23 protein-coding genes are annotated in these 26923 nt (G+C 37.5%); 15 read left to right on the top strand and 8 right to left on the bottom strand.

From position 1 onward, the window contains the following. The first annotated feature begins 47 nt into the window (after positions 1–47). A complete protein-coding gene (locus ACP6L2_RS07335; protein WP_440508606.1) occupies positions 48–1550 on the top strand; it encodes an NAD(P)H-hydrate dehydratase in 1503 nt (500 codons plus the stop codon). Here ACP6L2_RS07335 and ACP6L2_RS07330 read toward each other — a convergent pair. From ACP6L2_RS07330 to lon, 3 genes are all read right to left on the bottom strand, one after another. Further along, positions 1547–2053, bottom strand: a complete 507-nt coding sequence (locus ACP6L2_RS07330) for a ribonuclease H family protein (protein ID WP_440508605.1) — start codon at positions 2051–2053, stop codon at positions 1547–1549. The two genes, ACP6L2_RS07335 and ACP6L2_RS07330, sit on opposite strands and share 4 nt — an antisense overlap. A gap of 99 nt (positions 2054–2152) precedes the next feature. Continuing rightward, on the bottom strand, positions 2153–2680 hold the full coding sequence (locus ACP6L2_RS07325) for an FUSC family protein (protein WP_440508604.1): 528 nt from the start codon (positions 2678–2680) through the stop codon (positions 2153–2155). A gap of 377 nt (positions 2681–3057) precedes the next feature. Next, on the bottom strand, positions 3058–5532 hold the full coding sequence (gene lon / locus ACP6L2_RS07320) for an endopeptidase La (RefSeq protein WP_440508603.1): 2475 nt from the start codon (positions 5530–5532) through the stop codon (positions 3058–3060). Positions 5533–5865: 333 nt separating this feature from the next. Between lon and ACP6L2_RS07315 the strand changes: the two genes are divergently transcribed. Continuing rightward, positions 5866–6507, top strand: a complete 642-nt coding sequence (locus tag ACP6L2_RS07315; protein ID WP_440508602.1) for a tetratricopeptide repeat protein — start codon at positions 5866–5868, stop codon at positions 6505–6507. 76 nt (positions 6508–6583) lie between these two features. Here the strand turns inward: ACP6L2_RS07315 and ACP6L2_RS07310 are convergent, their stop codons facing one another. Both ACP6L2_RS07310 and ACP6L2_RS07305 read right to left on the bottom strand, forming a co-directional pair. Then, the gene (locus tag ACP6L2_RS07310) at positions 6584–7114 is read right to left on the bottom strand and encodes a helix-turn-helix domain-containing protein (RefSeq protein WP_440508601.1); all 531 of its coding nucleotides are present in this window, start codon (positions 7112–7114) and stop codon (positions 6584–6586) included. Positions 7115–7147: 33 nt separating this feature from the next. After that, on the bottom strand, positions 7148–9178 hold the full coding sequence (locus tag ACP6L2_RS07305) for a M3 family metallopeptidase (RefSeq protein WP_440508600.1): 2031 nt from the start codon (positions 9176–9178) through the stop codon (positions 7148–7150). A 120-nt stretch (positions 9179–9298) separates the two neighbouring features. Between ACP6L2_RS07305 and ACP6L2_RS07300 the strand changes: the two genes are divergently transcribed. The 8 genes from ACP6L2_RS07300 (at position 9299) to ACP6L2_RS07265 (ending at position 16799) form a co-directional block, all read left to right on the top strand. Then, on the top strand, positions 9299–9763 hold the full coding sequence (locus ACP6L2_RS07300) for a hypothetical protein (RefSeq protein ID WP_440508599.1): 465 nt from the start codon (positions 9299–9301) through the stop codon (positions 9761–9763). 268 nt (positions 9764–10031) lie between these two features. Then, complete coding sequence (locus ACP6L2_RS07295) at positions 10032–10670, top strand: TetR/AcrR family transcriptional regulator (RefSeq protein WP_440508598.1); 639 nt, start codon at positions 10032–10034, stop codon at positions 10668–10670. A gap of 23 nt (positions 10671–10693) precedes the next feature. Beyond that, positions 10694–11995, top strand: coding sequence for a TolC family protein (locus tag ACP6L2_RS07290; RefSeq protein WP_440508597.1), 1302 nt, complete (start codon positions 10694–10696; stop codon positions 11993–11995). Between the two features lie 18 nt (positions 11996–12013). Beyond that, the gene (locus ACP6L2_RS07285) at positions 12014–12907 is read left to right on the top strand and encodes an HlyD family secretion protein (protein ID WP_440508596.1); all 894 of its coding nucleotides are present in this window, start codon (positions 12014–12016) and stop codon (positions 12905–12907) included. 9 nt (positions 12908–12916) lie between these two features. Further along, a complete protein-coding gene (locus ACP6L2_RS07280) occupies positions 12917–13834 on the top strand; it encodes an ABC transporter ATP-binding protein (protein WP_440508595.1) in 918 nt (305 codons plus the stop codon). Beyond that, positions 13827–14573: an ABC transporter ATP-binding protein gene (locus tag ACP6L2_RS07275; RefSeq protein WP_440508594.1), complete on the top strand. Its 747-nt coding sequence runs from the start codon at positions 13827–13829 to the stop codon at positions 14571–14573. Before ACP6L2_RS07280 ends, ACP6L2_RS07275 begins: the two co-directional genes overlap by 8 nt. A 1-nt stretch (position 14574) precedes the next feature. Then, positions 14575–15681 carry an ABC transporter permease gene (locus ACP6L2_RS07270; RefSeq protein WP_440508593.1) on the top strand — a complete coding sequence of 369 codons (1107 nt, stop codon included), beginning with the start codon at positions 14575–14577 and terminating at the stop codon, positions 15679–15681. Further along, positions 15678–16799 carry an ABC transporter permease gene (locus ACP6L2_RS07265; protein ID WP_440508592.1) on the top strand — a complete coding sequence of 374 codons (1122 nt, stop codon included), beginning with the start codon at positions 15678–15680 and terminating at the stop codon, positions 16797–16799. Before ACP6L2_RS07270 ends, ACP6L2_RS07265 begins: the two co-directional genes overlap by 4 nt. 36 nt (positions 16800–16835) lie before the next feature. Here ACP6L2_RS07265 and ACP6L2_RS07260 read toward each other — a convergent pair whose 3' ends face one another. Continuing rightward, on the bottom strand, positions 16836–17945 hold the full coding sequence (locus ACP6L2_RS07260) for an MBL fold metallo-hydrolase (protein ID WP_440508591.1): 1110 nt from the start codon (positions 17943–17945) through the stop codon (positions 16836–16838). A gap of 279 nt (positions 17946–18224) precedes the next feature. On the opposite strand from ACP6L2_RS07260, the gene ACP6L2_RS07255 reads away from it, so the two are divergent. Both ACP6L2_RS07255 and ACP6L2_RS07250 read left to right on the top strand, forming a co-directional pair. After that, positions 18225–18518, top strand: a complete 294-nt coding sequence (locus ACP6L2_RS07255; protein WP_440508590.1) for a hypothetical protein — start codon at positions 18225–18227, stop codon at positions 18516–18518. Between the two features lie 772 nt (positions 18519–19290). Next, positions 19291–19536, top strand: coding sequence for a hypothetical protein (locus ACP6L2_RS07250; RefSeq protein ID WP_440508589.1), 246 nt, complete (start codon positions 19291–19293; stop codon positions 19534–19536). A 244-nt stretch (positions 19537–19780) separates the two neighbouring features. Here the strand turns inward: ACP6L2_RS07250 and ACP6L2_RS07245 are convergent, their stop codons facing one another. Then, complete coding sequence (locus tag ACP6L2_RS07245; protein WP_344673829.1) at positions 19781–21172, bottom strand: arginine decarboxylase; 1392 nt, start codon at positions 21170–21172, stop codon at positions 19781–19783. 109 nt (positions 21173–21281) lie between these two features. Between ACP6L2_RS07245 and argS the strand changes: the two genes are divergently transcribed. From argS to ACP6L2_RS07230, 3 genes are read left to right on the top strand one after another with little or no spacing between them, the layout of a single operon-like run. Then, positions 21282–23063, top strand: coding sequence for an arginine--tRNA ligase (gene argS / locus ACP6L2_RS07240; protein ID WP_440508588.1), 1782 nt, complete (start codon positions 21282–21284; stop codon positions 23061–23063). Positions 23064–23065: 2 nt separating this feature from the next. After that, positions 23066–24139 carry a Gfo/Idh/MocA family protein gene (locus ACP6L2_RS07235; protein WP_440508587.1) on the top strand — a complete coding sequence of 358 codons (1074 nt, stop codon included), beginning with the start codon at positions 23066–23068 and terminating at the stop codon, positions 24137–24139. After that, the gene (locus ACP6L2_RS07230; protein WP_440508586.1) at positions 24139–25335 is read left to right on the top strand and encodes an NAD(P)/FAD-dependent oxidoreductase; all 1197 of its coding nucleotides are present in this window, start codon (positions 24139–24141) and stop codon (positions 25333–25335) included. The genes ACP6L2_RS07235 and ACP6L2_RS07230 overlap by 1 nt, the downstream gene beginning before the upstream one ends. Positions 25336–25345: 10 nt before the next feature. Here the strand turns inward: ACP6L2_RS07230 and ACP6L2_RS07225 are convergent, their stop codons facing one another. Further along, positions 25346–26923: an ArnT family glycosyltransferase gene (locus ACP6L2_RS07225; protein WP_440508585.1), complete on the bottom strand. Its 1578-nt coding sequence runs from the start codon at positions 26921–26923 to the stop codon at positions 25346–25348.

Genomic DNA, 26923 nt, shown 5'->3' with positions numbered 1-26923 from the left:
TGCCTCTCTTTTTTATTAGGCCAATTGGTTTCTTTCCCACACGAACTATGAAGAAAATACTTACACCCAATCAATTGCATTTGGTTGATCAGCAAACGATCAATAAGGAAGGTGTTAATTCTTTAGATTTAACTAAAAGGGCTTCTTCAGCAGCATTAATTGCTATGCTTGAGGATTATACTGAACTCCTAAAGGATCCTTTAGTTTTTGTTTGTGGAAAAGGAAATAACGGTGCCGATGGATTGCAAATAGCAAAGCTGCTCCAGCAATTGGGGGCTAAGCCATTAGTTTATTTGTTACAATCTGCAGAATATTCTCCTGATAATCTTGTTAGTCAAAAGGAGCTCGCTCATATTCTTCCATTCAGTCTGAATGATGAAATTATTCTGCCGGAACATGGATTTGTTATTGATTGCCTCTTTGGTTTTGGATTAAGGAAGGAATTGGATAGCTCTTGGAAATCCTTGATTGATCGTATTAATTCCTTTCAAGGAACGGTATTATCGATTGATATGCCTTCTGGATTAGCTAGTGATTCATCTCTTCCTATGGATAGTCCGTGTGTACAAGCAGATAAGGTCTACACATTTGAGCTTCCTAAATGGAGCCTTCTGATGCCCGAAAATGCAAAATATGCACCTGCTTTTCGAATAGTTTCCATTGGCTTAGATCAGGAAGCTATACAGTCTATGGAGACGCAAAATTATTATTTGGAAAGGGAGGATGCCCAAGAACGTATAATACCAAGATCCAAATTCAGTCATAAAGGAACGTATGGTCATGCATTAATCGTTGGAGGTAGCCTAGGTAAGATTGGAGCGCCATTGTTGTGCAGTAAAGCAGCTATGCGTTCAGGATGCGGATTGCTTGATGTTATGATTCCTCAATGTGGACAGTTAATTGTTCAAACTGCTCATCCAGAGGCTATGATCATACCAGATTCTGGAGAGGAGGTTTTACGAGATTTTAATCTTCCTAAAACCTATCAAGCTGTAGCTGTAGGTGTAGGAATGGGACAAGATGAAGAAACGATACGCGGCTTTGGCTTATTTCTTCAATCTTTAGATCAAGAGCAAGCATTAGTTTTGGATGCAGATGCTTTAAATATCTTAGCTAAAAATCCATTATGGCTATCCTATTTACCAAAGGGAACTATCCTATCACCACATCCGAAAGAGCTAAGTCGTCTCATTGGGGAATGGCACAGCGATGAGGAAAAGCTGGTAAAAGCAAAAGAGTTTACCCAAGAACATCAACTCATTGTTTTGATAAAAGGGGCTCATACAGCAATTGTCTGCCCTGATGGATCTGTTTATTTTAATAGTACCGGGAATCCGGGAATGGCTACTGCAGGTTCCGGAGATACATTGACCGGTATTTTAGTTGGCTTACTAGCACAAGGGATGTCCAGTACAGATGCTACAATACTAGGTGTGTACATACATGGTCATGCGGCTGATTTAGCCGCATATGAACTATCTGAAATTGCTTTGGTCGCTAGTGATATTACTCGCCATCTACCTAAGGCTTGGCTTGATTTAACGCATTAAATATCTAGACCTTTTTGTTCTTCTACTTCAAAGACCGAGTCTATTTTCCAGTTGGCTTTGTCTTTAGAGGCTTTTACAGCTAGCTGATCGCAACGCTCATTCAGTGGATGGCCTGCATGTCCTTTGACCCAGACTAATTTGATCTTATGCAATTTGTATAGGTTCATCAATCTTAACCACAAATCCTTGTTTTTCTTTCCCTGAAATCCTTTCTGCATCCATCCAAAGACCCATCGTTTATCAATGGCATCGATGACATATTTGGAGTCCGAAAATATAGTTACTTGTTGATTGAGGTTCTTTAAAGCTTCCAATCCTATGATTACAGCCAATAATTCCATGCGGTTATTCGTGGTCTTACGAAATCCACCAGAGAATTCCTTCTCTAAAAGTTTTCCTTGAAATTCTGGATTTGATCCTTGATAAATTGCTCGTAATATAGTGCCATAACCACCAGGACCGGGGTTACCGCTTGATGCTCCGTCTGTATAAAGTTCGATCATTATTACAAAAATAAGGATTTAGGATGAGGTTTTATGCCTAATCTATTCTGGAGTTGAACTTATTAAGCTCGTGTTTGGATTAAAATTGAGCAGTTCAAGCTATTCCGCTTTCATATCATAACGCTCCTTCATAAAATGGATAATACCTGAAGTGACAATAACAATTGCTAGACCAATAAAACATCCTAGCCCTACTGCCAAAGCTCTATAAATGGGCGTGAAGGTCAAGGCAGTGTGATGCGGTTCGATCATGATGATCAACAGCGCAACAATGGCCACCCTAGCCATGTTTAGAATATTCAATGCCCGACATAGAATAATCGTGATAACGATTCCTATTACTATGGAGTAAACTTCTTTTGGTAATAGCCAGACACAACCCATGGCGACCATTGAACCGACAAAATTAGATTTAAAGCGCTCAATGGATAATCTTTTAGAATCCTTTTCTTCAGGAGAAATCACTAAGATTATAGAAAGTAAAGCCCAGAAAACTTCAAACTGACGGTATTGTAGATACAGTAAATAACCGATCATAAAACCGATTAAACATCGGATAATATAAATCAACAGGGGAGAGGTTATTGCCCGTTTAATAAATCGGATTTGCTTTTCCGTGGCTGCCATGGCCGCAAAAATAAGCCTTATTGTTTGAATTAATAAATGAACCGCCCTAAAAAATCAAAACTGGACTTTCTGTGGGAGAAACGTCCAGTTTTAGTGGAATGATTATTTATTTACTAAACGTAGTAGGTGGGCAATGTTTGTTTACAATGGTGTTTTAGTTATTATTCAATAGGTATTCTAATTGGGCACATAATTAATGTTAAGAACATTTAATATGTAAGCTTGTTTTAATATACACTAATTTAACAGTGTTTTATGAGATTTGCAATACCCAATCTAAGGTATTTTTAAAATAATAAAGAAATAGGGCTTTTTATTGATTATTTCATAAAATAAATATGCGCAGTAATTTTACTGCGCATATTTTTTATACAATATTATTGGGTTTCTTTCGACTTATTCCGAACCAAATCTTTTGGATTGGCTACTTTATGATCCAAAAGCGCTAATTGAATAACTTCCTTCATTTCTGTAACATAATGGAAAGTAAGATCCTTAATGTAATCTTCTTTGATCTCTAAAATATCTTTTTGATTCGCTTTACACAAAATGATGTCCTTAATATTAGCACGTTTTGCCGCTAATATCTTTTCTTTGATACCACCTACTGGCAATACTTTGCCCCTTAAAGTAATTTCACCTGTCATAGCTAATTTTTGTTTTACCTTCCTTTGGGTAAATAAAGAGGCTAAGGCGGTTAACATGGTGATACCTGCAGAAGGACCATCTTTTGGAGTAGCACCAGCTGGAACGTGAATATTGACATCCCACTGATCAAAAGCTTCATAATCTATTCCAAATTCCTCAGCATGTGATTTTAAATAAGCCATAGCAATCAAAGCTGATTCCTTCATGACATCACCTAAATTACCGGTCAAGGATAATTTACCTTTACCAGGACTTAAGCTGGATTCAATAAATAAGATATCACCACCTACTGATGTCCATGCTAAGCCAGTAACTACACCTGCTGTTTCGTTATGCTCATAAAGATCCTTGTCGAATATTGGTGCACCTAAGATGTTTTCAATATCTTCTGCGGAAAGATTGGTGTCATATTCTTTTTCCATGACAATTCGTGTAGCAATACCCCGAACAATAGAACCAATCTTTTTCTCCAATCCACGTACTCCAGATTCGCGAGTATATTCTTCGATAATCTTTTCGATCATCTTGGGCTTTAGTGAGATATCTTTTGCTTGAATACCGTGCATCTCACGCTGTTTTGGCAACAAGTGTTTTTTTGCAATCTCGATCTTTTCCTCTATGGTGTAACCATTTACCTCGATGATTTCCATACGGTCAAGCAAAGCAGGCTGTATACCACTTAGGGAATTCGCTGTCGCAATAAACATCACCTTTGAAAGATCATATTCCATTTCTACATAATGATCGTAGAAGTGAGTGTTTTGTTCCGGATCCAAAACCTCTAATAAAGCCGATGACGGATCACCTTTAAAGTCAGAACCTATTTTATCAATCTCATCCAATACAAATACAGGGTTGGATGTTCCAGCTTTCTTTAAGGATTGAATAATACGGCCAGGCATTGCACCTATATAAGTCTTACGGTGACCACGAATCTCTGCCTCATCTCGAATACCACCTAATGCCATACGCGTGTATTTACGACCTAAAGCCTTCGAAATAGACTTGCCTAAGGATGTTTTACCAACTCCCGGAGGACCCACCAAACATAGGATAGGTGCCTTCATGTCATTTTTAAGCTTTAATACCGCCAAATACTCAACAATACGTTGCTTAACTTTTTCCAAGCCATAGTGATCTTTATTCAATACTTTCTCAGCACGATGAAGATCAAAATTATCCTTACTGTATTCTCCCCATGGAAGGTCTAACAATAACTCTAAATAATTTAATTGAACAGAGTAATCGGCAGCCGCAGGGTTAATGCGTGCTAATTTTTCAATTTCTTTTTGGAAATGCTTACTAACATCCTCTGGCCATTTCTTAGATCGAGCACGCTTTTTAAGTTCTTCCAATTCCAAGTCAGGGGTACTACCACCTAATTCTTCTTGAATAGTTTTTAATTGTTGGCTTAAAAAGTAATCGCGTTGTTGTTTATCCAAATCAACCCTTACTTTATTCTGGATTTGATTTTTCAGTTCCAACATTTGGATTTCGGTTGTTAGATGTTCTAACAATTGCTTCGTGCGTTTTACAAAATCACGTGTTTCCAATAAATCTTGTTTCTGTTCTAATTCAAGCGATAAATTGGATGATATGAAATTCACTAAGAAGGTTGGGCTTTCAATGTTTTTAATTGCAATTGCCGCCTCACTAGGTAAGTTTGGAGAAAGCTGAATGATCTGTAAAGCCAATTCCTTAACAGAAGAAATCAAAGCCTTAAACTCCCGACTCTTCGTTTTAGGTTTTTCCTCAGGAAATTTCTCTACACTAGCAATTAAATAGGGTTCTGATTGAAGTAATTCCTTCAATCTTACACGTTGTTTCCCTTGTATAATAACCGTGGTATTTCCATCAGGCATCTGAAGGATTTTGATGATATGTGCTACAGTACCTACTTTATTCAATTGATCAAAAGTAGGGTCTTCCACATTCATGTCTTTTTGGGATACCACTGCAATAGTACGATCGCCTTTGTAGGCATCTTTTACTAATTTGATGGACTTGTCCCTTCCTACGGTAATTGGAATAACTACACCCGGAAATAGAACGGTATTACGTAAGGGTAATATTGGTAGGGATTCTGGAATCTCTGCATTCCGTAATTCATCTTCATCTTGTTGAGTCAATAACGGAAAGAATTCTGTTTCTTCGTTAATGATCGGTAAAGTTTGATTGAAGTTGAATGGGTCGTTTTTGCTCATAAGCCTTATATCAGTATCCGACAAACTGTCAGTATGTCGAATGTAAATTCGTATTTATTTGTTGTACACCCTATAATGCAAGTGGAATGCCAAGCTTTATTTTTGGTACTATTTATGCTGTTACAGAGTCGATGCTGTTAAATAGTCAGTTTTAAGCAGGATTTGTCATCTAAACTGATCTTTTAAAAGGAAACAGCAGGAATGTGGAAATGTTTATAAATAATGATTGACTCCTTAAACTATTTCACGGAAATTTACTCTATAACAGGGTATTACTATTGATTGAAAAACTTTAATATATTGGATATGAATTTTAACTTTAAAAATAGAAGGATGAAAACGATGAGAATTGGTTTGGCGGCTGTTGCCTTAGCATTAGCAACCATGGGTGCTCAGGCACAAACAAAACAACATACGGATGCGAATGTGGCTGCAGGTGAGAAAGCCTTATTAGCAAATGATTTTAAATCTGCTGTAACTCACTTCCAAAAGGCTACTACAACTTCTGCTAGCGACCCTAATGTATTTCATTTGTTAGGTCTTTCTCAATATCAATTGGGTGATTACAAAAAAGCTGCAGCTAATTTTTCCAAAGCTATTGCTTTAGATGCGAATCATTTCTCTGCACACTATTACCGTGCAAAAGCAAATAATGTTCTTGCTGTAAACCGTGAGTCTAAAACTGCAGATGCTGAACGTGAGAGCTTATTGAAATCAGCAATTGCTGATTATTCTAAAGCGATCGCTTTAAAACCGAATGAAAAGAATTTATATCAAAACCGTGCTATTGCAAATCGCGACTTAGGTGTATTGACTGGTACTTCTGGTACAGCTAACTACAATAAGAAAACAGCAACAGATGCTTATAATGCTGCAATCGCAGATTACAAGAAAGTATTAAGTTATGATGCTTCTCGTAAGGATATCCAAACAGAAGTTAAAAAAGCTACTGTTTACCGCGATAACTTAAAGTAAGAATCTCTCCTTAATTGGATGTAAATAAAAAGGCTCAGCTAATCAATAGCTGAGCCTTTTGTTTTTGCCAATAGGGTTAATTCCTAATTTCCTTTTTATATGCTGATGGAGTAAGTCCAGTCATTTTTTTAAACTGACTACTTAAATGGGCAATACTGCTGTAATGCAATTTATCCGCTATTTCTGATAGTGCTAAATCATATTGCAAATACTCCTTTACCTTCTCTATTTTTAGTTTAATAAGATATTGTTCCAAAGGTTCTCCTTGCAATTCGGAAAATAAGCTACTGATGTAATTGTAATCCAAGTTTAAACGCTCTGCAAGAAAAGCAGAGGTTTTTAAAGCTTGTTCATTTTCCTTGTTTACCAATTCCTGTAAAGCCAATTTGATGTCTTCTAAAATACGTTGCTTACGATCTTGTAAAACCTCAAACCCTATAGCTGCTAGTTCTTTTTCGAATTCCTGGGTTTGCTTTTCACTCAATTCATTTTTAAGTTCCACAAAACCCATCTGAACGGCATGGAATGGTATTTCCAAACGAATCAATATCTGTTCCACCGCCATAATACAGCGCGGGCATACCATATTTTTTATTGGAAGCTGCATCCTTATAACCTTTGTTTTTCTTTAACGATAAACCTAATCAAGTAAGCCAGCTCTTTTTAATAAAGGCTCAACGGATGGTTCTTGTCCACGGAATGCCAAATACAGTTTCATAGGATGTACTGTACCTCCTTTACTTAGGATATTGTCCTTAAACTTCTTGGCTACTTCTTTATTGAAGATTCCATTTTGTTTAAAGTAATCAAATGCATCGGCATCCAATACTTCAGCCCATTTATAACTATAATATCCGGAGGAATAACCACCATTGAAAATATGGGAGAAAGAAGGGCTCATCGCATTGTCCTCAACATCTGGAAACAACACTGTAGATTTAAATTGTTCCACCTCAAATGGTTTTACAGCGGTAATGCCATTAGGATCTTGACCATGCCAGCCCATATCCAACAAGCCAAAGCTTAGCTGACGTACTGTTGCCATACCTTCCATAAAGGCAGCACTCTCTTTTATTTTTTCGACATATTCCATTGGAATAGCTTCTCCAGTTTCATAATGCTTAGCAAATAGATTTAAAGCTTCTTCCTCATAACACCAATTCTCCATGATTTGACTTGGCAATTCTACGAAATCCCAAAATACTGAAGTACCTGAAAGGGTAGGGTATTGCGTATTGGCAAGCATACCATGCAAGGCATGTCCAAATTCATGGAACAAGGTTAAAACTTCATTAAATGTCAATAAAGAAGGTTTGCTAGCAGTAGGTTTTGTAAAATTGCAGACTATGGAAACATGAGGACGCTCATTCTGACCTTCTTTTTTATATTGCGATTTAAAGGAGGTCATCCATGCACCATTTCGCTTTCCTTTTCTAGGGAAGAAATCCGCATAGAATATAGCAACCAATTCACCATTTTCATTGTTTACCTCAAATGTCTGAACATCGGGGTGATATTTATCGATGTTCTGAACCTCTTTAAAGTTGAGGTCATAAAGCTTGTTTGCTATTTCAAAGGCTCCTTGTAATACATTTTCCAATTTGAAATAAGGCTTTAGCTTTTCATCATCCAAATTAAAGCGTTGCTGTTTTAATTTTTCAGAGTAATAACTACCATCCCATTTTTCTAATTGTTGAATGCCATCAAGTTCTTTTGCAAATTGAGTTAATTCATCAAACTCGCGTTCTGCAGCAGGCTTTCCTTTAGCAAGTAGATCCTCCAGAAATGCATTCACTTGGTCTGGTGTTTGTGCCATTCGCTCTTCCAAAACAAAATGAGCATGTGAAGCATATCCTAATAATTGAGCACGCTTAAAACGAAGGCGAACAATCTTCAATACGATTTCCTCATTATTGTTGGCATTGTCTTGAAAAGCTTTTTTACCAGCAGCAAGGCTGATTTCTTTTCTTCGCTCTCTGTTTTCGGAATAAGTGACGAAAGGAATATAGCTCGGGTAATCTAAGGTAAATAACCAGCCATCCTTATCTTCTGCTTTAGCCATTTCTTTTGCGGCCTCGAGTATGCCTTCAGGAAGTCCTGCTAGTTCTGCTTCATCTGTAATCAATAATTGATAAGCATTACTATCAGCCAATACATGTTCGCCAAATTGAAGCTTTAGTACGGATAGTTCAGCATCAATTTCCCGAAGTGTTTTTTTATCCTCCTCGGAAAGCAATGCGCCATTTCGAACAAAATCCTTATAATTTTTGGTCAGTAAGTTGTCTTCTTCTTCTGAAAGATTCAAACTGTCTTTCTGCTGATAAATTTCTTTTATCCTTTCAAAGAGCTCAAGATTTAAGGTGATATCATTGCCAAGTTCAGCTAATTTAGGAGCTACCTCTCGTGCAATGGCATCCATTTCATCATTAGTCTCTGCAGATTGCAGGTTGAAAAATATATTGGAAATACGGTCCAATTGCATGCCTGAAAAGGCAAGAGCTGCAATGGTATTTTCAAAAGTTGGGGTTTCGTTATTCTGAACGATAGCATCGATTTCTGCTCGTGTAGCAGCAATAGCATCTTCAAATGCCGGTAAATAATCCGCATTCTGAATCTGAGAAAATGGTGCTGTATCGTAAGGGGTTTTAAAAGAATGATTTAAAATGTTCATGAAGGTAAAGTTACAATAAAAAAATATCCTAAATTGCGCTCAAATAACCACATCGGGATATTTTACCAAAACATTACGCAGCAATAAGGGTTTTTATTATAAAGGAAGGAATTCGAGAAAATGAAAAGAATATACAATGCTTTAGCTATAGCATTGGTAATAGCTGGATTAAGTGCATGTAACTCCCAAACATCCACTCAAAAAACGGAAGAGAAAGACACTTCCACCAACAACAACAAATTAGAAGATCTGCAAGGTACTTATGAGTACAGTCAAAATGGAGATACTATCAGCTTAAAATTAGCTGTACAAAACGATTCTCTAGTGGGAGACCTAGTATATGCGCTGAAAGAAAAAGATAAAAACATAGGTGTATTTCGCGGTGTCGTTCAGGACTCACTGATTGTAGGAGAATATTATTTCCAATCTGAAGGAATGGAATCTAAAAGAGAGACAGTTTTAGGCATGGTGCCAGAAGGCTTAATTGAAGGATTTGGTGAAGTTGTAGACAGTGAAGATGGTATGCGCTTTGTCGATAAAAACAACCTTCGTTTTGATCACGGAATGGTATTAAAGAAGAAATAGCATTTTGCATAACGATTAAATAAATTAAAAATATTGGTTTAATTTTCTCCAAAGTCATTGGAGAAGAAAAGTCTGTTATCTTAGTGTGAACAGACTTTTTTTGTGCTCTAATAAGTCTGTTGCTGAAATTTATTTTCATTAGTTGTTTATTATAATTTACTGTTCATCAGTATAATATAAAATTGGTCATTTGATTAAATCATTTGTTTAATTCAATATAATGTATTTATATTTGTGCTATTCAAGTATATAAGAAGGAGACCAGGAAATGAAAAAGATAGAAGAAGAACAAGAAAAGATTAGTACGGAAGAGAAAATTAAGGATGCTGCAAAAAGGGTCTTTCAGAAAAAAGGATTTGCAGCAACTCGAACTCGTGACATTGCCGAAGAGGCAGGGCTTAACCTCAGTTTATTAAACTATTATTTTCGAAGCAAGGAAAAGCTTTTTGAGCTTATCATGTTGGAGACCATCTTTGAGTTTGCCAAAAGTTTAATACTGGTGTTGAATGATGAGGATAGCAATATTATTCAAAAAGTTGAGATCGTTGCTGATCGATACATCGACTTTATAAAGAAGCAACCAGAGCTTCCAATCTTTATTTTAAGTGAATCCAGAAATAACATTGGTAATGTGCTTGAAAACTTACCTGTAAAAGAAATTCTTAGTAATTCGGTCTTAGTGCGTCAGTTAAAAGAAAAGGCAAAAGCCGGTGAAATGCGGGAAGTGAATTATGTGCATTTTATTATGAATGTTTTGGGGCTTATCATTTTTCCTTTTGTTGCTCAACCATTAATTATGGGAGGTACGTCGATGAGTTCAGAGGAGTTCATACAAATGATGGAAGAACGAAAGGTGCTAATCCCTATCTGGGTAGAAGCCATGTTTAAGACTAATAAATTACAATAAGTAGAATATCCAAATACTTATCCATGAAAAATATTTCTATAAAACTGGCATTTGTCTTTATGGCCATCAACCTGTGCTTAAGTCCAATGGTTTCCTTTGCACAAAAACCAGATAGCGTTCTCTCCATTGAAACATGCTATCAACTGGCCAGAGTAAATTATCCTTTGATCAAACAACAAGAACTTTTGGCTAACGCCAAAGATTTATCCTTGGATAATGCGCAAAAGGCTGTATTGCCACAGATACAGCTTGCAGGTCAAGCGACTTATCAATCAGAAGTTACGGAATTGCCGATCAGTATTCCAAATATGGACATCCCAAGCTTGAATAAAGGACAGTATAAAGTCTTTGCTGAATTAACCCAGTCCCTAACAGCCTTGCTTGTTTTAAAGGATCATAAAGAGCAATTGTCTGCTCAAACAGCCGTAGATAATCAAAAGTTAGAAGTTGAGCTTTATAAGATCCATGACCGGATTAATAACCTCTATTTTGGAATTCTTTTATTGGATAAACAAATAAGTCAAATTCAATTATCTAAACAAGATATCCAACAAGGAATTGATAAAATTGAAACTGCTATTAAAAATGGAGTTGCACTGAAGAGTTCTGTAAATAACTTAAAAGCAGAATTATTACAAGTAAATCAACGCTTAATTGGTTTGCAGTATGACCGTAAGACTTATGTTCAAATGTTAAGCTCTTTCATCAAGAAGGCATTGCCAGAAGATGTGCAACTTTCTTTGCCTGCTTCTATGAGTTATGTGCCTCATATTGCACGTCCTGAGCAGACTTTGTTCCAATTGCAGCGTGATGCTTTAAGTGCCCAGACGAAGCTAATTGATGCTAAAACCCTTCCTCAGTTAAGTGTTTTTGTTCAAAGTGGTGTTGGTAATCCTGGGTTAAATATGTTAAAGGCCGAGACTCAAGGCTTTTATATTGCAGGCCTTAAATTAGGGTGGAATCTGAATAACTTCTATACCCAAAAAAACGATAAAAGTCTAGTCGCAACCAACCAACGATTACTGTCCGTACAGGAGGAAGCTTTTGTTTTTAATACCGAGATGGAAATAGCACAGCAAGAAAAGGAGCTTCAAAAACTAAAATTACTTCTTGAAGCCGATAAGGAGTTAATCCAACTGAGAGAACAAGTGAAAAATTCGACGCTTAATCAGTTGAATTATGGTACGGCCAATACTAGCGATTACATTCTTGATTTACATGCTGTGGAACAAGCCAAACAAAACCAAGCCATCCATGAAATACAAATACTGATGGCTAATTATAAATTACAAATCATATCTGGAATTCCTTTGTCTAACAACTAACCTTGAAAAATAAATATCATGAATTATAAAATTGGGCTTTTCGCCATATCGCTTCTCGGCCTACTTTCTTGCAAAAGCAAAGAGGAAGCATTTGATGCATCAGGAAGTTTTGAAGCCATTGAAACCATTATCTCAGCAGAAGCGAATGGAACCATAAAATCATTGCATGTGGAAGAAGGAGAGGATCTGCAGGCAGGTCAATTGGTAGGTTATATAGATACGGTACAAACCTATCTAAAAATAAAACAATTAGAAGCGCAAATTGGAGCAGGCTTAAGTAGAAAGCCCAATATACCTGTGCAATTGTCCTCATTGAAACAACAAATTGCACATTTAGAAAGTGAAAGAGAAAGAACACGTAAGCTGGTAGCAGGTGATGCTGCTACACCCAAACAATTGGATGATATCGAATCGCAAATTCTAGTTCTTCGGAAGCAGCTTGATGCACAACAATCCTCCTTAGCAATCACTGATCAACGTATTGGAAAAGAAGTGGCACCCGTAGAAGTTCAAATAGCACAACTTCAAGATCAATTAGCGAAATCTAAAATCATCAACCCCATTCAAGGAACAGTCTTGACCAAATATGTGGAAGAAAATGAAGCTGCTATGATGGGTAAACCTCTCTACAAAATCGCTGACCTATCCGAGATTATTCTACGTGTTTACATCTCTGGTTCTCAATTACCGCAGGTGAAAATAGGGCAGAAGTTAACCGTACTTACAGATGATGGGAATGAAGGATATACTAAAACAGAAGGTGTAGTCACTTGGATTGCTGATAAGGCGGAATTTACGCCTAAAACAATCCAAACCAAGGATGAACGCGCCAATTTGGTTTATGCGGTAAAAGTCAAGGTTAAAAACGATGGTCGCTATAAAATAGGCATGTATGCCGAGGTGAAATTTTAATCCAATGCCATGTTGCATATTGATGGTTTAGAGAAAACCTATAATGCTGGTAAAGTGCTGGCAGTTGATCAGGTCTCTTTTGATGTTAAAAAGGGCGAACTATTTGGTCTTATCGGTCCTGATGGAGCTGGAAAAACCAGTATATTCCGCATATTGACCACCTTGTTGCTTCCGACAAAAGGGTCTGCAAAGGTAGCAGGTTTGGATGTCGTTGCTGATTACAAGCAAATCCGAAAAATGGTAGGCTATATGCCGGGGAAATTCTCCCTTTACCAGGATCTGACTGTTGAAGAAAACCTGGAATTCTTTGCTTCCGTTTTCAACACTACCATAGCTGAAAACTATGAGCTCATTAAGGATATTTACATTCAGATAGAGCCATTTAAAGATAGACGAGCAGGAAAGCTATCCGGAGGTATGAAGCAGAAGCTTGCCCTATGCTGTGCCTTAATCCATAAACCCGAAATCCTCTTTTTAGATGAACCTACCACAGGTGTAGATGTGGTCTCTAGAAAGGAGTTTTGGGATATGCTCAAACGCCTAAAAGGCCAAGGCATGACCATTTTAGTCTCTACACCCTATATGGATGAGGCGACTCTCTGCGAAAGAATTGCATTAATCCAAAACGGGAAGATATTAAAGATTAACACGCCAGATCAAATTATTGAAGATTACCCTCAAGACCTTTATGCTATTAAAAGTTCGCAAATGGGCAAATTATTACAAGATCTACGAGCGAATGAATTCATCAAATCTTGTCACGCATTTGGTGAGTATCATCACGTTAGTTTTCAGCAGGATGATTTACAGCAGGAAGCTTTACTAATCACTCAACTTGAAAAGGTGGGTCATCAAGGCTTGAAGATTCTAAAAATACGCCCTACGATTGAAGACTGTTTTATAGACTTAATGGAAAGCCATGGATAGAGAGATTGTCATCAAAACGGATAAACTAACGAAACAGTTTGGCGATTTTATCGCGACGAATGCTATTAGCTTTGAAGTCTTCAAAGGAGAGATATTCGGCTTTTTAGGTGCTAATGGAGCAGGTAAAACGACAGCTATGAAAATGCTCTGTGGACTATCTAAACCGAGCTCTGGGACAGCTAGTATTGCAGGTTTTGATGTCTATAAAGAAACCGAATCCATAAAAAAGAATATTGGCTATATGAGTCAGAAATTTTCCCTTTATGAAGATTTGACAGTGAAGGAAAATATTGAATTTTTTGGTGGAATATATGGTTTAAGAGGAAAGCTCCTGAAGCAGAAGCGAGATGAACTGTTACATACCCTAGGTCTACAGTCGGAACAGAATGAAATGGTATCTGCATTGCCTTTAGGTTGGAAGCAGAAATTAGCTTTTTCTGTTGCTATTCTACACAATCCTAAGATTGTATTCTTAGACGAGCCTACCGGAGGTGTTGATCCTGTAACCAGAAGGCAGTTTTGGGACCTAATCTATGCCGCTTCAGACCAAGGGATAACCGTATTTGTGACCACCCATTACATGGATGAAGCGGAATACTGTAACCGAATATCCATGATGGTGGATGGTGAAATTCGGGCTTTGGATACGCCTCAGAACCTTAAAAAACAATTTAATGCCCAAAATATGGATGAAGTGTTTTATACCCTAGCAAGGACTGCACAACGTAAAGGAGATTAAGATGAAGCAGTTCAAGTCATTCATAAAAAAAGAGTTCCATCATGTATTCCGCGATAGGAAAACTTTAATGATGTTATTCGGTATGCCAATCATACAGATCATTCTTTTTGGCTTTGCCATGAATAATGAGATAAAAAATGCCAAACTATTGGTCTGTGACTATGCACAAGATGAAGCGAGTATTGCCATTACCAGAAAGTTTGAAGCAAATAATAACTTTAAGCTCAGCAAAAGCATTTTAGATTATAAAGAGATTGAAGAGAGCTTTAAGCAAGAGAACCTGAAACTAGCCATTATATTTCCAGGCAATTTTCAAAATGATCTGCTTCATAAAAAACAAGCAGCTATTCAGATTATTGCAGATGGTGCAGACCCAAATACGGCAAGTACCTTACAGAACTACGCGGCTTCTATCATTAGAGATTATCAAATGAGTCTGACAGCAGGTCAAACCATTCCTTATAGCATTAACACGAAAGTACGCATGCTTTATAACCCTGAACTAAAGAGTGCACCCACCTTTGTTCCAGGCATTATGGCGCTAGTGCTCATGTTGATTTGTGTTTTAATGACCGCTGTATCCATTGTTCGAGAAAAGGAGATGGGCACTATGGAAATTTTATTGGTATCTCCAATCAATCCTTTCCTAGTAATTGTAGCGAAGGCAATGCCTTATTTCTTCCTCTCTTTGATTAATCTGGCGGTCATTCTTATCCTTAGTGTCACGCTGTTAGGTATGCCTATTCATGGAAGCTTGATTCTTTTGGTTCTTGAAAGTGCCTTGTTGATTATCTGTTCGCTTTCTGTTGGATTGTTAATCTCGAATTTGACCAATTCGCAGCAGGCAGCTATGCTCATTGCCATGATGGGCATGATGCTTCCTATTTTATTATTTACCGGTTTTATGTTTCCCTTGGAAAATATGCCAATCCCGCTGCAGATGATATCCAATTTGGTGCCGTCAAAATGGTATTTCATTATTATTAAATCCATTATGTTGAAAGGCTTAGGCTTTGCAGCTGTATGGAAGGAAACCCTCATCTTGTTGGCTATGACAGTTTTCTTGTTATTGCTAAGTCTGAAGAAGTTTAAAACCCGTTTAGAATGAGTGTGCTTTTATTTTTACTGCGAAAGGAATTCAAACAGATTTTCCGAGATAAGGCAATTTTACCATTGATCTTTATTGCGCCTATTATGCAATTGCTTTTACTGCCACTAGCGGCAAATTTTGAGGTAAAAAACATTGGTATCTCCGTCGTAGATCATGATCATTCCAGTTATTCTAGGCAATTGATTCAGCAAATAAGCGCGTCTGCATACTTTAAACTGCAAGATTATGGCAATTCCTATAGTCGTGGTTTGAAGCAAATAGAATCCGATAAAGTTGATCTTGTGTTAGAGATTCCAAAGGATTTTGAGAAAAATCTAATTCGAGAATCTGAGTCCGATTTATTGGTTGCAGTAAATGCTATCAATGGTGTAAAAGCTGGTCTAGGAGCTAGTTATATCAATCAGATTATACAAGGCTTCAACGCCGATATCCGAATGCGTTGGGTTAATCCTGATGGACAACAAAACCAAAGTAGCATTGATATCCGTCCCAGTAATTGGTTCAATCCAAATTTGATCTACAGTACCTATATGGTTCCAGGTATTTTGGTGGCTTTGGTAACCATGCTCTGCTCTTACATGTGTGCACTTAATATTGTCAAGGAAAAGGAAGTAGGAACCATTGAGCAAATCAACGTAACGCCCATAAAAAAATATCAATTTATATTAGGTAAATTAATTCCCTTTTGGGTCATAGGTCTATTTGTATTTACCCTTGGACTATTTGTCGTTGCACGCTTTGTTTATGGTATAGTTCCAGTTGGTAACATGTTTTTGTTATATGGATACCTGAGCATTTATCTCATTGCCATATTGGGATTAGGCTTATTGATTTCCACGTTTTCCGATACCCAGCAACAGGCTATGTCAATTGCCTTCTTAATCATTATGGTTTTTATGCTTATGACAGGATTATTTACTTCGATAGATAGCATGCCTGATTGGGCCTATTTTATTGCCAAGCTGTTACCCGTAACCTACTTTATCGAAGTGGTTCGGATGTTGGTTCTTAAAGGAAGCAGATTTGGCGATATTCAATACCACTTTCTAATAATTATTGCATTTGCATTTGTTTTAAATGGGCTTGCAATTTATAATTATAAAAAAACAGCCTAAGAAATACTTAGGCTGTCTGTTTTTATCAATGTTTTCTTAATCGATCCACCATTCCTTAAATTGATTTTCTCTTTTCAGATGGACTACTTGGCCAATCTGCGGTGTCCAAATGGGGCGATTCTTACGCTTTGCTTCTTTAGTAACACGAATTAAAGGCTCATCCCATGCATGGTTTGCCAAAGGGAATTTTGCGGAGTGAACCGGTAGAATGTCTTTTGCTCCCAGATCTTCTCCAGCTAAAACCACTTCCTCAGGCATCATGTGGATATATTTCCAATATTCGTTGTATTGACCATTTTCTAGGATGGCTAAATTAAAGGGACCATGTTCTTCACCAATGGTTTTAAAATGCTTGCCATAGCCGCTATCTCCACCAATGAACATTTTGTAATCATCTTTCTGAAGAACAAAGGCAGACCATAGGCTAGTATTTCTTTTTGTCCAACGACCAGCAAAATGTCTAGCCGGTGCGGCAGTGAATTTAAAACCATCGGTCTCGTAGGATTCACCCCAATATAATTCGTGGATTTTTTCAGCAGGATATCCCCATTTTTCCAAGTGTGCGCCTACTCCCAAGCTCGTTATGATTTGTTTCGTACGATCCTTAATTTTTAAAAAAGTTTTATAATCCAAATGATCCCAATGGTCATGTGTAATGACCAAAATGTCAATCTCCGGCATATCCTCCGCTGTGTAAGGATTAGTCATGTCAAAAGCTTTGATGCTGATAGGGACAGGTGAGGCATATTTACTGAAAACAGGGTCTACTAGAATCCGCTTTCCACCCAATTGTAAGTAATAGGAGGAGTGTCCAAACCAGACCAATAAATCATCGTTTAAATTTAGATTCTTCAAATCTGTGCGAATAGTTTCTAAGGGTTTGTCAGGCACATTGCGCTTATCTTTTCCGAAGAAAAAGGAGCGAAGCATTTCCACAAAAGAAACACCTTCCTTGATGGCAGGTGTATTTTCTAGATTAGCATAAACTCCTTCATGAAAGGTGCTGGTATGCTCCATACGAGATAATCGCTTTCCTGAAGCTAAAGATCCAACTTGATCACTTTTGCCCAAGAAATAATAGCCTAAAAAGCCAATTATAATAAGGGCCAAAAGAATGTATAACATACGTAGAAGTATTTTTTTCATAAATGCAGCGCGCAAGTTACTGCTTTATTTTTCATCTCATTGTAATTATTCTAAATGACAGTTTTTCAACGATTTTGCTTGCTTATTACCTAAAAATTTTAATGAATTATTAAGGTATTTCTTACTTAATATCAATTGAAAATTATTTTAATGGTTAACCAATATTAGCTCAATTAATATTGTATACTTGTAAAATTTCCGATACCAAATAAGGACTAATCACACCTTTTTGGTACTTGATTTTCAAACTAAACAGTGGAATGTAAAGAATTAATCAGAATGATTAATTGGAAATTAGAACGATTACTTTGTTCACACTATACCAATATGTTAACTAACTGTACAAATAACCCTGAAGCATTAACAAAAGCTTTGGAAAAACTTGATGTAAAACATCAAAACTACTTAAAAAATGAGGGTAAATGGCTTGTAGGAGGATTCAAGTCTATCGTTTCCTTTAAACCCAATCCAGATGCTGATGGAAAAATTCAAGTTTCTGTTAGGAGGGAAGTCTTTAATATGCTGCCTGCCAATGTCAAAGCAGATTTAAATCATTGTATAGATTTAAAATAAAAGTCATTTGAAACATGGCAATATAATGTTTCGAATGACATTAACCAATGGTTTAGGTGCTTGGCACTGCCTTAAAAATCGAATTTCAAACGTTTCTGTTTTCTGATGTCAGTTTGCTTCCATCGCGTTCTGATTTCTGATTTTTTATAGAAAGATTTTTTTGTCTCCTAAAAAAGTAAATAGCATAAGTTTTTAAGGAATTAAGGTTTTGCGGGCGATGCATGCATCGCCCCTACAGATAAAGTGAAAAATATAGCCAAAAAATATCCCTAACCGTAGGGTCGAAGCATGCTTCGACCGTTTCCCCATTTCTATCTCTAATCCACTTTCTGAGGTCTTTTGTCTGTTGTCTGACAGTCTCAAACAGCGGTTTCATTCGACACTTATTCGGATCTCCTTCGGAACTTGTTCGGAACTCCTTCGGATCTCGTTCGGTTCCTACCGAACGAGATCCGAACAAGATCCTTATCAAATCCAATGAAATTCCGTTAGAGTATAGAACAAATCTTAATCTGTCTTGAAGTCATAAGGAGCTAACCTTAGGAGAGAATAAAGGTGAGGATTTTTCCAAGTGTATTGCTCGTGTAAAGAATATATTTTGAGGGAGTTGGTTTTATTTAGGATTTTCCAATCTTTTGATATTTAGATGAGTTTCAGGAAAAATTCGTCTGCAATGGCGCACCCGTACACATTAGAATAACAATAATTTAACAGATAGGTTATAACAAATGCCCGAACTTTGTCGTTAGATAAACAGTGAAAAAATAAGATCATGATTCAAAGCAACACACCTAAACCTATCGATATTCGACTTGCCTTAAATGCCCTTAATAAAAAGTACAGTTCTTATTTGTCCACAGAAGGGAAATGGTTAAATGGCGGATTCGAGACGATAGTTCAATTTGAGGGGAACCCTGGGGATTCTCGCAATGAAATTGTCCATGTAAAAAAAGAAATCTACATGATGCTCCCTGCGTATATCCGGGAGGAAATAGCGACTTTTTTACCAATGGATTAAGATCAATGGCTAAAACAGGATATTGGGATTTTTTAGGATAAAATAAACAACAGTTGAAACGTATATTATTTGTTAATCCGATTAAATAGATTTTTAAAGCGATACAGGATGCCTCTAAGGCATATTATTTTGCAGATCAGAACCTAGAAAGTCCCATTCTTTCCACATCTAAAATAGAGTAAAATTGAAAAAAGCGATGCTACCATTGGGAAGCATCGCTTTTTTATTGAATTATTATATTGACCTATTGGTAGCCCAATAGTTTCATTACCTGTTTGGAATTTTGTTCTTCACCAAACACCTCATAGTTAAAAGTTTCGTCTCTATTTCGACGAATCAACACATGTTTAGGCGATGGCAACAGACAGTGGTGAATTCCACCGTATCCACTCAATACCTCTTGGTAAGCTCCAGTATGGAAGAAACCTAGGTATTGAACCTTACGTGTTTTCGGCATGAATACGGAGTTCATATGCGCCTCTTGGTTGTAATAATCTTGACCATCGCAAGTAATACCACCTAAGTTAACACGCTCGTATTCCGAATCCCAGTTATTGATTGGCAATAAAATGTATTTTTGGTTCAATGCCCAAACATCCGGTAAGTTGGTGATGAACGAACCGTCCAACATTAACCATTTCTCACGATCATTTTGTTGCTTACGACCTAATACTTTATATAGGATTCCAGAAGCTTCTGCAACCGTATATTTACCGAATTCGGTAATAATATCTGGTTCTACAACCTCGTGATGCGCACAGATTTGCTTGATGCGGTTCACGATTTCATTCACCATATACTCGTAATCAAAATCATGTACTAAGGAGTCTTTAAATGGCATACCACCACCAATATCCAAGGTATCTAAATCTGGATTTATTTTTTTGAATTTACAGTATAATGTAACATATTTTTCCAGCTCATTCCAATAATATGGGGTATCCGAGATACCCGAGTTAATGAAGAAGTGCAACAACTTCACTTTGAAATATGGGTTTTCAGCGATCTTACTGTTGTAGAAATCAATGACGTCTTCCATACGGATTCCCAAACGAGAAGTATAGAATTGTGAGTCTGGTTGTTCCTCCGCAGCAATACGAATACCTAAGTTACATGGCTCGGTTAATTCGATCTCATCATCATACATGTTGAACTCCTCTTTGTTATCCAAAACAGGGATAATGTTGTGGAATCCATCGTGCAGCATATCCACGATATACTGTTTGTATTGGTATGTTTTGAAACCATTACAAATGACGGTTATATCCTTTGTGACCTTGCCCTGGCGCTCTAAAGCATCGATCATAGGCATATCAAATGCCGATGAAGTTTCTAAGTGGATGTCGTTCTTTAAGGCTTCCTCTACGATATGCTTGAAATGCGATGATTTCGTACAATAGCAGTACTTATAGGTCCCGCGGTAATTGTATTTCAACATGGCAGTTTGAAATAAAATCTTCGCTTGCTGGATCTTTTTACTAATAATAGGTAGATAAGTAAAACGTAATGGCGTACCATACGTTTCTATCATTTCCATCAAATTCAAATCGTGGAAGTACAATTCGTCTTCGATAATTTCGAATCCGTCTTGCGGAAATCCAACACTTAAGTCAAGAAATTCCTGATAGCTCTGCATTTTTTGTTATTTTTGGCAAAGATATGCTTTCATACTGAATACATGAATAATCTAAGCGTTATTTTTTAAATTCATTATCAGAAGGTTAAGAATATTACGAAATATTTACATGGCAAAATCAATCCAAGAACTGCTTATTGAAAAGACTGTTGAAGCAGTAAATGTGCTTTACAATTCCACAATTGAGGCATCGCAATTAGCCCTTCAAGAAACTCGCAAGGAGTTTGAAGGACAACTGACCCTTGTTGTATTTCCAGTTACGCGATATTCTAAGAAGTCGCCAGAAGTAACAGGATCAGAAATCGGTGCTTATTTACAAGAGCAGATTGCAGAAATTTCAGCATTTAATGTGATTAAGGGATTCCTGAACTTAAGTTTCTCCGATGCCTATTGGATTAACTTGTTGAATACAGAAATCGCAAATGATAGTTTCGGTATTTTTCCTGCAAATGGAAAACGATTGATGGTGGAATATTCTTCTCCAAATACCAACAAACCTCTACACTTAGGCCACGTTCGTAATAACCTATTGGGTTATTCCGTAGCGGAAATCCTAAAGGCCTATGGTTATGATGTGGTTAAAGCTAATTTGGTAAATGACCGTGGAATCCATATTTGTAAGTCCATGTTGGCATGGCAGCGTTTTGGCAATGGTGAAACACCAGAGTCAACAGGCTTAAAAGGGGATCACTTGGTAGGTAAATATTATGTGGTTTTCGATAAAGCATATAAACAAGAGATTGATGCCTTAAAAGCAGAAGGGCAATCGGAAGAAGAGGCAAAGAAAAATGCGCCTTTAATTAAAGAAGCTCAGGCCATGTTGCAAAAGTGGGAAGCTGGAGATGAAGAAGTTATTCAGCTTTGGAAAACCATGAATGCGTGGGTATATGCTGGATTTGACCAAACCTATCAAAAGATGGGGGTAGATTTTGATAAATTCTATTATGAGTCAGATACCTATTTACTAGGTAAAGATATTATACAAGAAGGCTTAGAAAGTGGCGTTTTCTTCAAGAAGGAAGACAATTCAGTTTGGATTGATCTTACGGATGAAGGATTAGACCAAAAATTGGTTTTACGTGGTGACGGAACTTCAGTTTATATTACACAAGACTTGGGTACAGCTCAATTGAAATACGATGAATTTAAAATGGATGAGTCTATTTACGTCGTTGGAAATGAGCAGGACTACCACTTTAAGGTGTTGTTTTTAATATTAAAGAAATTAGGCAAATCTTGGGCTAATGGTTTATACCATTTATCCTACGGTATGGTTGATTTACCAACGGGTAAGATGAAATCGAGAGAGGGTACAGTTGTCGATGCGGATGATTTGATGAAGGAGATGTTTGAAACGGCGAAGACGCGTACAGAGGAGCTTGGAAAAACGGAAGGATTAGGCGAGGAGGAGAAAAACGAGCTTTACGAAACCATTGGAATGGGTGCTTTGAAATATTTCTTATTGAAAGTTGACCCTAAGAAACGTTTATTATTTGATCCGAATGAGACTGTAGACTTCCAAGGTCATACAGGGCCATTCATACAATATACTCATGCACGTATTAAATCGGTGTTACGTAAAGGAGATTTTCAGGAAGGGCAAACAGCAACACCTGAGAGCATTTCCAGTTATGAGCGCGATTTAATTCAGGCATTGGCAAGCTTCCCTCAAGTTATTGAGGCCTCGGCAAAAGAATTCAGTCCGGCACAGTTGGCGAATTTTGCGTATGAAGTAGCGAAGTTGTATAACAAATTCTATCATGAAGAAAGCATCCTGAAAGCTGAGGATGAAACGGCAAAGGCATTTCGTTTGCAATTGTCAGCATCAGCAGTAAGGATTATTGCGAAGAGCATGAATCTATTAGGAATTCAAGTTCCTGAACGTATGTAATTATGGATAAAATTAAAGTTGGCCTAATTGGGTTTTCCATTGGCGGGCATGTATTCCATGCGCCATTCATTTCGGAGAACCCTGATATGGAATTGTATAAAGTTACGGCGCGTAAAGCTGAACAACAAGAAATGTTGAAGGAGCGATATCCTTCAGCGACTGCTGTCATGTCTGCTGAGGAGATTTTTGAAGATACTGAGGTAGATTTGGTCGTTGTAGCCACTTCAAACGATGTGCATTATAGTTTTGCGAAGGCTGCATTATTGGCTGGAAAGCATGTGGTGGTTGAAAAACCATTTACAAATTATTCTGAGGAGGCAGATGAGTTAATTGCCTTGGCAAAGGAGAAAGGCTTGTTGCTGTCGGTGCATCATAATGCACGTTATCATTCCGATTATAAGACAGTGAAGAAGTTAATTTCTTCAGGCCGCTTAGGTCGCTTGACCAATTATGAGGCACGATTTGATCGCTTCCGTAATTTCCTGAGACCAGGAGCTTGGCGAGAGGAAAATCTTCCGGGTTCAGGTATTCACTATGATTTGGGAGCACATCTAATCGATCAGGCCTTACAAATCTTTGGACACCCAACTGCTGTATATGCCGATTTACGGGTGCAGCGAGATGGTGCAATGGCGGTTGATGACTTTGAATTTATCTTATCTTATCCACAAGTAAAAGTTTCTTTGAAGGGGCAGATGTTGGCTAAGATACCAACAGCTCGATTCGCCCTTTATGGCACAAATGGAACTTTTGTGAAGTGGGGTGTAGATCCACAAGAAGCCTTGCTTCGTGCTGGTAAGAGACCTGCGGATATTGCGAATTGGGGTGAAGAAGATGCTTCCATTTATGGCACTTTGTCCATTACGGAATCGGGAAAGGATGTTGAAGAACGAATTACATCTGAACTCGGTTCAGGCGAAGATTTCTATAAGAATATCGTTGCTGCGATTCGTGGTGAGGAGGAATTGTTTATTAAACCTGAACAAGCTAGAGATGTCATTCGAATTTTGGAACTGGCAGAACAATCTTGGGCAGAACAACAAGTTGTTTCTTTAGCTGGAGAATTGATTTCCTAATGAAAAACTACGATGCGATCATAATAGGTGGGGGTGCCTGCGGACTCATGTGTGCTGCACAAGCTGGTCTTTTAGGTAAGAAGACTTTAGTTTTGGAGCGCAATGATAAGCCTGGCGCTAAGATCCTGATTTCAGGTGGTGGTCGCTGTAATTATACGAACCTCTTTACCGATACGGAAAACTTCGTTTCGGAGAATCCCAAATTCTTGAATGCTGTTTTCAGTCAATGGACTGTAGATGATACAGTTCAGTTCTTTGAGAATTTTGGACAGATAAAAGGGCAGGAGAAGACCTTAGGTCAACTGTTTCCCATCAGCAATAAGGCTAAGGATATTGTTGCTACTTTTACCAATTTGTTGTATGACACGCACCAAGATATTTGGTTGAATACGGAAGTATTGGACGTAATAAAACTTGAAGCTGGCTTTGAGCTTTTGATCAATAAGCAAGGTAAAAGAGAAACCTTACATGCTCCAAAAGTGGTATTTGCTTCCGGTGGATTGCCTGTAGCTAAATTAGGAGCTTCAGATTTTGCTTTACGAATGGCGAAGAAATATGATTTGCCCATTATACCCACGGCACCTGCTTTAGTTCCTTTGACGATTACAGGGAAAGATGCTGAGTGGTATGCTTCTTTAGCTGGCAATTCTATTTTCTCTCGTGTTTACAACGAAAAGATTTCCTTTGAGGAGAACATTCTATTTACCCATTGGGGATTGAGTGGTCCTGCGATATTGCAGATTTCCTCTTATTGGCGTCCTGGTGAAATTTTTCATATAGATTTGCTTCCTAAGTTTAAATTGGAGGAAATCATCAAGCAGGAGCGTAATTCAGGTGGGAGAAGAATGGTTAGTCAGGTGTTGAACGATTATTTCACTAAGAAAACGGTTGAAGCTTTTGGAAAGTTCTTGCCGTTGGGTTTGAAAATAGCCTCCCTTAGCAAAGCAGATGCTAAATTGATCGTAGATACCATTCATAAGTTCAAAGTTAAACCTGCGGGAGATAAAGGTTATGATAAGGCAGAGGTGATGCGAGGTGGATTATCTACTGACGCACTGAACCCAAAGACCCTAGAAGTAAAAGGCATTCCTGGCCTTTATTTTGGCGGTGAAGCTGTGGATATTACAGGCTGGCTCGGTGGCTATAATTTTCAATGGGCATGGGCAGCAGGTTATGCCATTGCTCAAGATTTATAAATCGAGCGCCTTATTCCATGTAATCCTTAATTGCTTTCCTTCCGATGGGATGTGTCGCTTTTAATAGGTGATAGATATACCATTTCCGAATTACCTTTCCTGATCTTTTTTGTTCTAATGTCTTTACCAATTTGATTTCTTTAAAATCGTCTTGATAAATGCTTTTTGGATCGACATAACTATTGGATGGTGCAATGAAATAGGCATTTTCATTGACCTTTATTTCTCGTTGCATATGGTTTAACCAAGCGAATTTATGGAGATCGGTTATACGACCTAAGCCGATGACAGGAATATCCAATGGTCTAGCTACATAAAATAATATATGCCCTGCAGGAAACCATTTATGTACAAGAATTGCGGAATTATTAGCCATTATTTCCTGTTGTATATCCTTCTCTCGAAGATTCGCAAACTCCTCTCCAAACGCTCGCCAGCCTATCATATCCAACGTGACATCGGCTTTTCCCAATTCTTTATCATGATCAATAGCAAAAAAGTTCCCCGGATAAAACCATATCACTAAAACAGCTAAAATCATGATGATAAAGGTAAAATTGAGAACCGAATTAAAGAGTTTACGGATTTTGGGAACAGATGCCTGGGTGAGCCCTTGGTCGATAACAATAGCACTGATCAGCATAAATGAGAAGAATCCTGAACCTGTCCAATGCGGTAAGACTTGCTTAAATAAGGAAAGAAAAGTAGCAATCAAAATGATTGGTAATCCGCAGAAAAGCAGTAAACAGATATCGCGTTTATAATTATTGAATATGGCTCTACCTGATTTAAATAAATAGATCCCAATGCTAACGTAGAGAAATACTAATAAAGGATTATTATAAAAGATCTGACCTAGAAAAGCTTGAAGAAAGAAATGAGGTTGTAATCCTGCATGAAATAAGCTTACGCGTTGACTATGGAATTTCCAAGTGATAAAATCGTATTCTTGATTCCAAATCCATATGGGAGATAACAAGATTAAAGTGATAAGGATGCTTAAGTATAAGCTTCCTTTTTTCAATAATTGAGGTTGTAGAAATAAACAATAGGCTAAGAATCCAGGCCATAATACAATAGCGTGGATTTTACTCATACCGGCAATACCGATGCAGAGACCTATAGCTAATAGCTGCCAATTTTGATGTGTATTTCTACTTTCTTTAATGCTGCACAACATAAAATATAAACTGCCTAACCAAAAGGTATTTGCTAATACATCTGGCAAGATGAAAATTCCGGATATGACAGAAGTATAGATGGATGCTGTATAAATAATGGCAGCAATAAATGCGGCTCTTTCATTTAAAATTTGTCGCAGTATGACTGCTATTAACCAAGTGTTGAAGGCTGCTAATACGATCGGTCCCAACCGCATGGAAAAGGTATTGAGCCAGTGCAAGTTTAAAGTGAAGAAACGTATTAATTGACCAGTAAGGGGAGGATGGTCGAAGTGATTCCAATCGGGTTGTAAGGCATAGGTGTAGTAATACACTTCATCGTTGCCTAATTCTATTAATATTGCAAAAATACAGCGTATGATGGTGCTTATCAGAATAAGCCACCTCAATTTGATTCTAAATTCCAT

The organism is Sphingobacterium lactis (genome assembly GCF_051951495.1).
GTDB lineage: Bacteria > Bacteroidota > Bacteroidia > Sphingobacteriales > Sphingobacteriaceae > Sphingobacterium > Sphingobacterium lactis_A.
The sequence above is the reverse complement of the archived record's forward strand: the minus strand, read 5'-3'. Positions and strand labels throughout refer to the sequence as shown.

Bases quoted from the DNA above. Each gene is read 5' to 3' on its own strand.
- ACP6L2_RS07285 (WP_440508596.1), top strand. From the start codon at position 12,014: ATGAATTATAAAATTGGGCTTTTCGCCATATCGCTTCTCGGCCTACTT.
- ACP6L2_RS07335 (WP_440508606.1), top strand. From the start codon at position 48: ATGAAGAAAATACTTACACCCAATCAATTGCATTTGGTTGATCAGCAA.
- ACP6L2_RS07255 (WP_440508590.1), top strand. From the start codon at position 18,225: ATGATTAATTGGAAATTAGAACGATTACTTTGTTCACACTATACCAAT.
- ACP6L2_RS07315 (WP_440508602.1), top strand. From the start codon at position 5,866: ATGAAAACGATGAGAATTGGTTTGGCGGCTGTTGCCTTAGCATTAGCA.
- ACP6L2_RS07265 (WP_440508592.1), top strand. From the start codon at position 15,678: ATGAGTGTGCTTTTATTTTTACTGCGAAAGGAATTCAAACAGATTTTC.
- ACP6L2_RS07230 (WP_440508586.1), top strand. From the start codon at position 24,139: ATGAAAAACTACGATGCGATCATAATAGGTGGGGGTGCCTGCGGACTC.
- ACP6L2_RS07300 (WP_440508599.1), top strand. From the start codon at position 9,299: ATGAAAAGAATATACAATGCTTTAGCTATAGCATTGGTAATAGCTGGA.
- ACP6L2_RS07325 (WP_440508604.1), bottom strand. From the start codon at position 2,680: ATGGCAGCCACGGAAAAGCAAATCCGATTTATTAAACGGGCAATAACC.
- ACP6L2_RS07270 (WP_440508593.1), top strand. From the start codon at position 14,575: ATGAAGCAGTTCAAGTCATTCATAAAAAAAGAGTTCCATCATGTATTC.
- ACP6L2_RS07290 (WP_440508597.1), top strand. From the start codon at position 10,694: ATGAAAAATATTTCTATAAAACTGGCATTTGTCTTTATGGCCATCAAC.
- argS (WP_440508588.1), top strand. From the start codon at position 21,282: ATGGCAAAATCAATCCAAGAACTGCTTATTGAAAAGACTGTTGAAGCA.
- ACP6L2_RS07305 (WP_440508600.1), bottom strand. From the start codon at position 9,178: ATGAACATTTTAAATCATTCTTTTAAAACCCCTTACGATACAGCACCA.
- ACP6L2_RS07245 (WP_344673829.1), bottom strand. From the start codon at position 21,172: ATGCAGAGCTATCAGGAATTTCTTGACTTAAGTGTTGGATTTCCGCAA.
- ACP6L2_RS07260 (WP_440508591.1), bottom strand. From the start codon at position 17,945: ATGAAAAAAATACTTCTACGTATGTTATACATTCTTTTGGCCCTTATT.
- ACP6L2_RS07295 (WP_440508598.1), top strand. From the start codon at position 10,032: ATGAAAAAGATAGAAGAAGAACAAGAAAAGATTAGTACGGAAGAGAAA.
- ACP6L2_RS07225 (WP_440508585.1), bottom strand. From the start codon at position 26,923: ATGGAATTTAGAATCAAATTGAGGTGGCTTATTCTGATAAGCACCATC.
- ACP6L2_RS07310 (WP_440508601.1), bottom strand. From the start codon at position 7,114: ATGCAGCTTCCAATAAAAAATATGGTATGCCCGCGCTGTATTATGGCG.
- ACP6L2_RS07250 (WP_440508589.1), top strand. From the start codon at position 19,291: ATGATTCAAAGCAACACACCTAAACCTATCGATATTCGACTTGCCTTA.
- ACP6L2_RS07235 (WP_440508587.1), top strand. From the start codon at position 23,066: ATGGATAAAATTAAAGTTGGCCTAATTGGGTTTTCCATTGGCGGGCAT.
- ACP6L2_RS07275 (WP_440508594.1), top strand. From the start codon at position 13,827: ATGGATAGAGAGATTGTCATCAAAACGGATAAACTAACGAAACAGTTT.
- ACP6L2_RS07280 (WP_440508595.1), top strand. From the start codon at position 12,917: ATGTTGCATATTGATGGTTTAGAGAAAACCTATAATGCTGGTAAAGTG.
- lon (WP_440508603.1), bottom strand. From the start codon at position 5,532: ATGAGCAAAAACGACCCATTCAACTTCAATCAAACTTTACCGATCATT.
- ACP6L2_RS07330 (WP_440508605.1), bottom strand. From the start codon at position 2,053: ATGATCGAACTTTATACAGACGGAGCATCAAGCGGTAACCCCGGTCCT.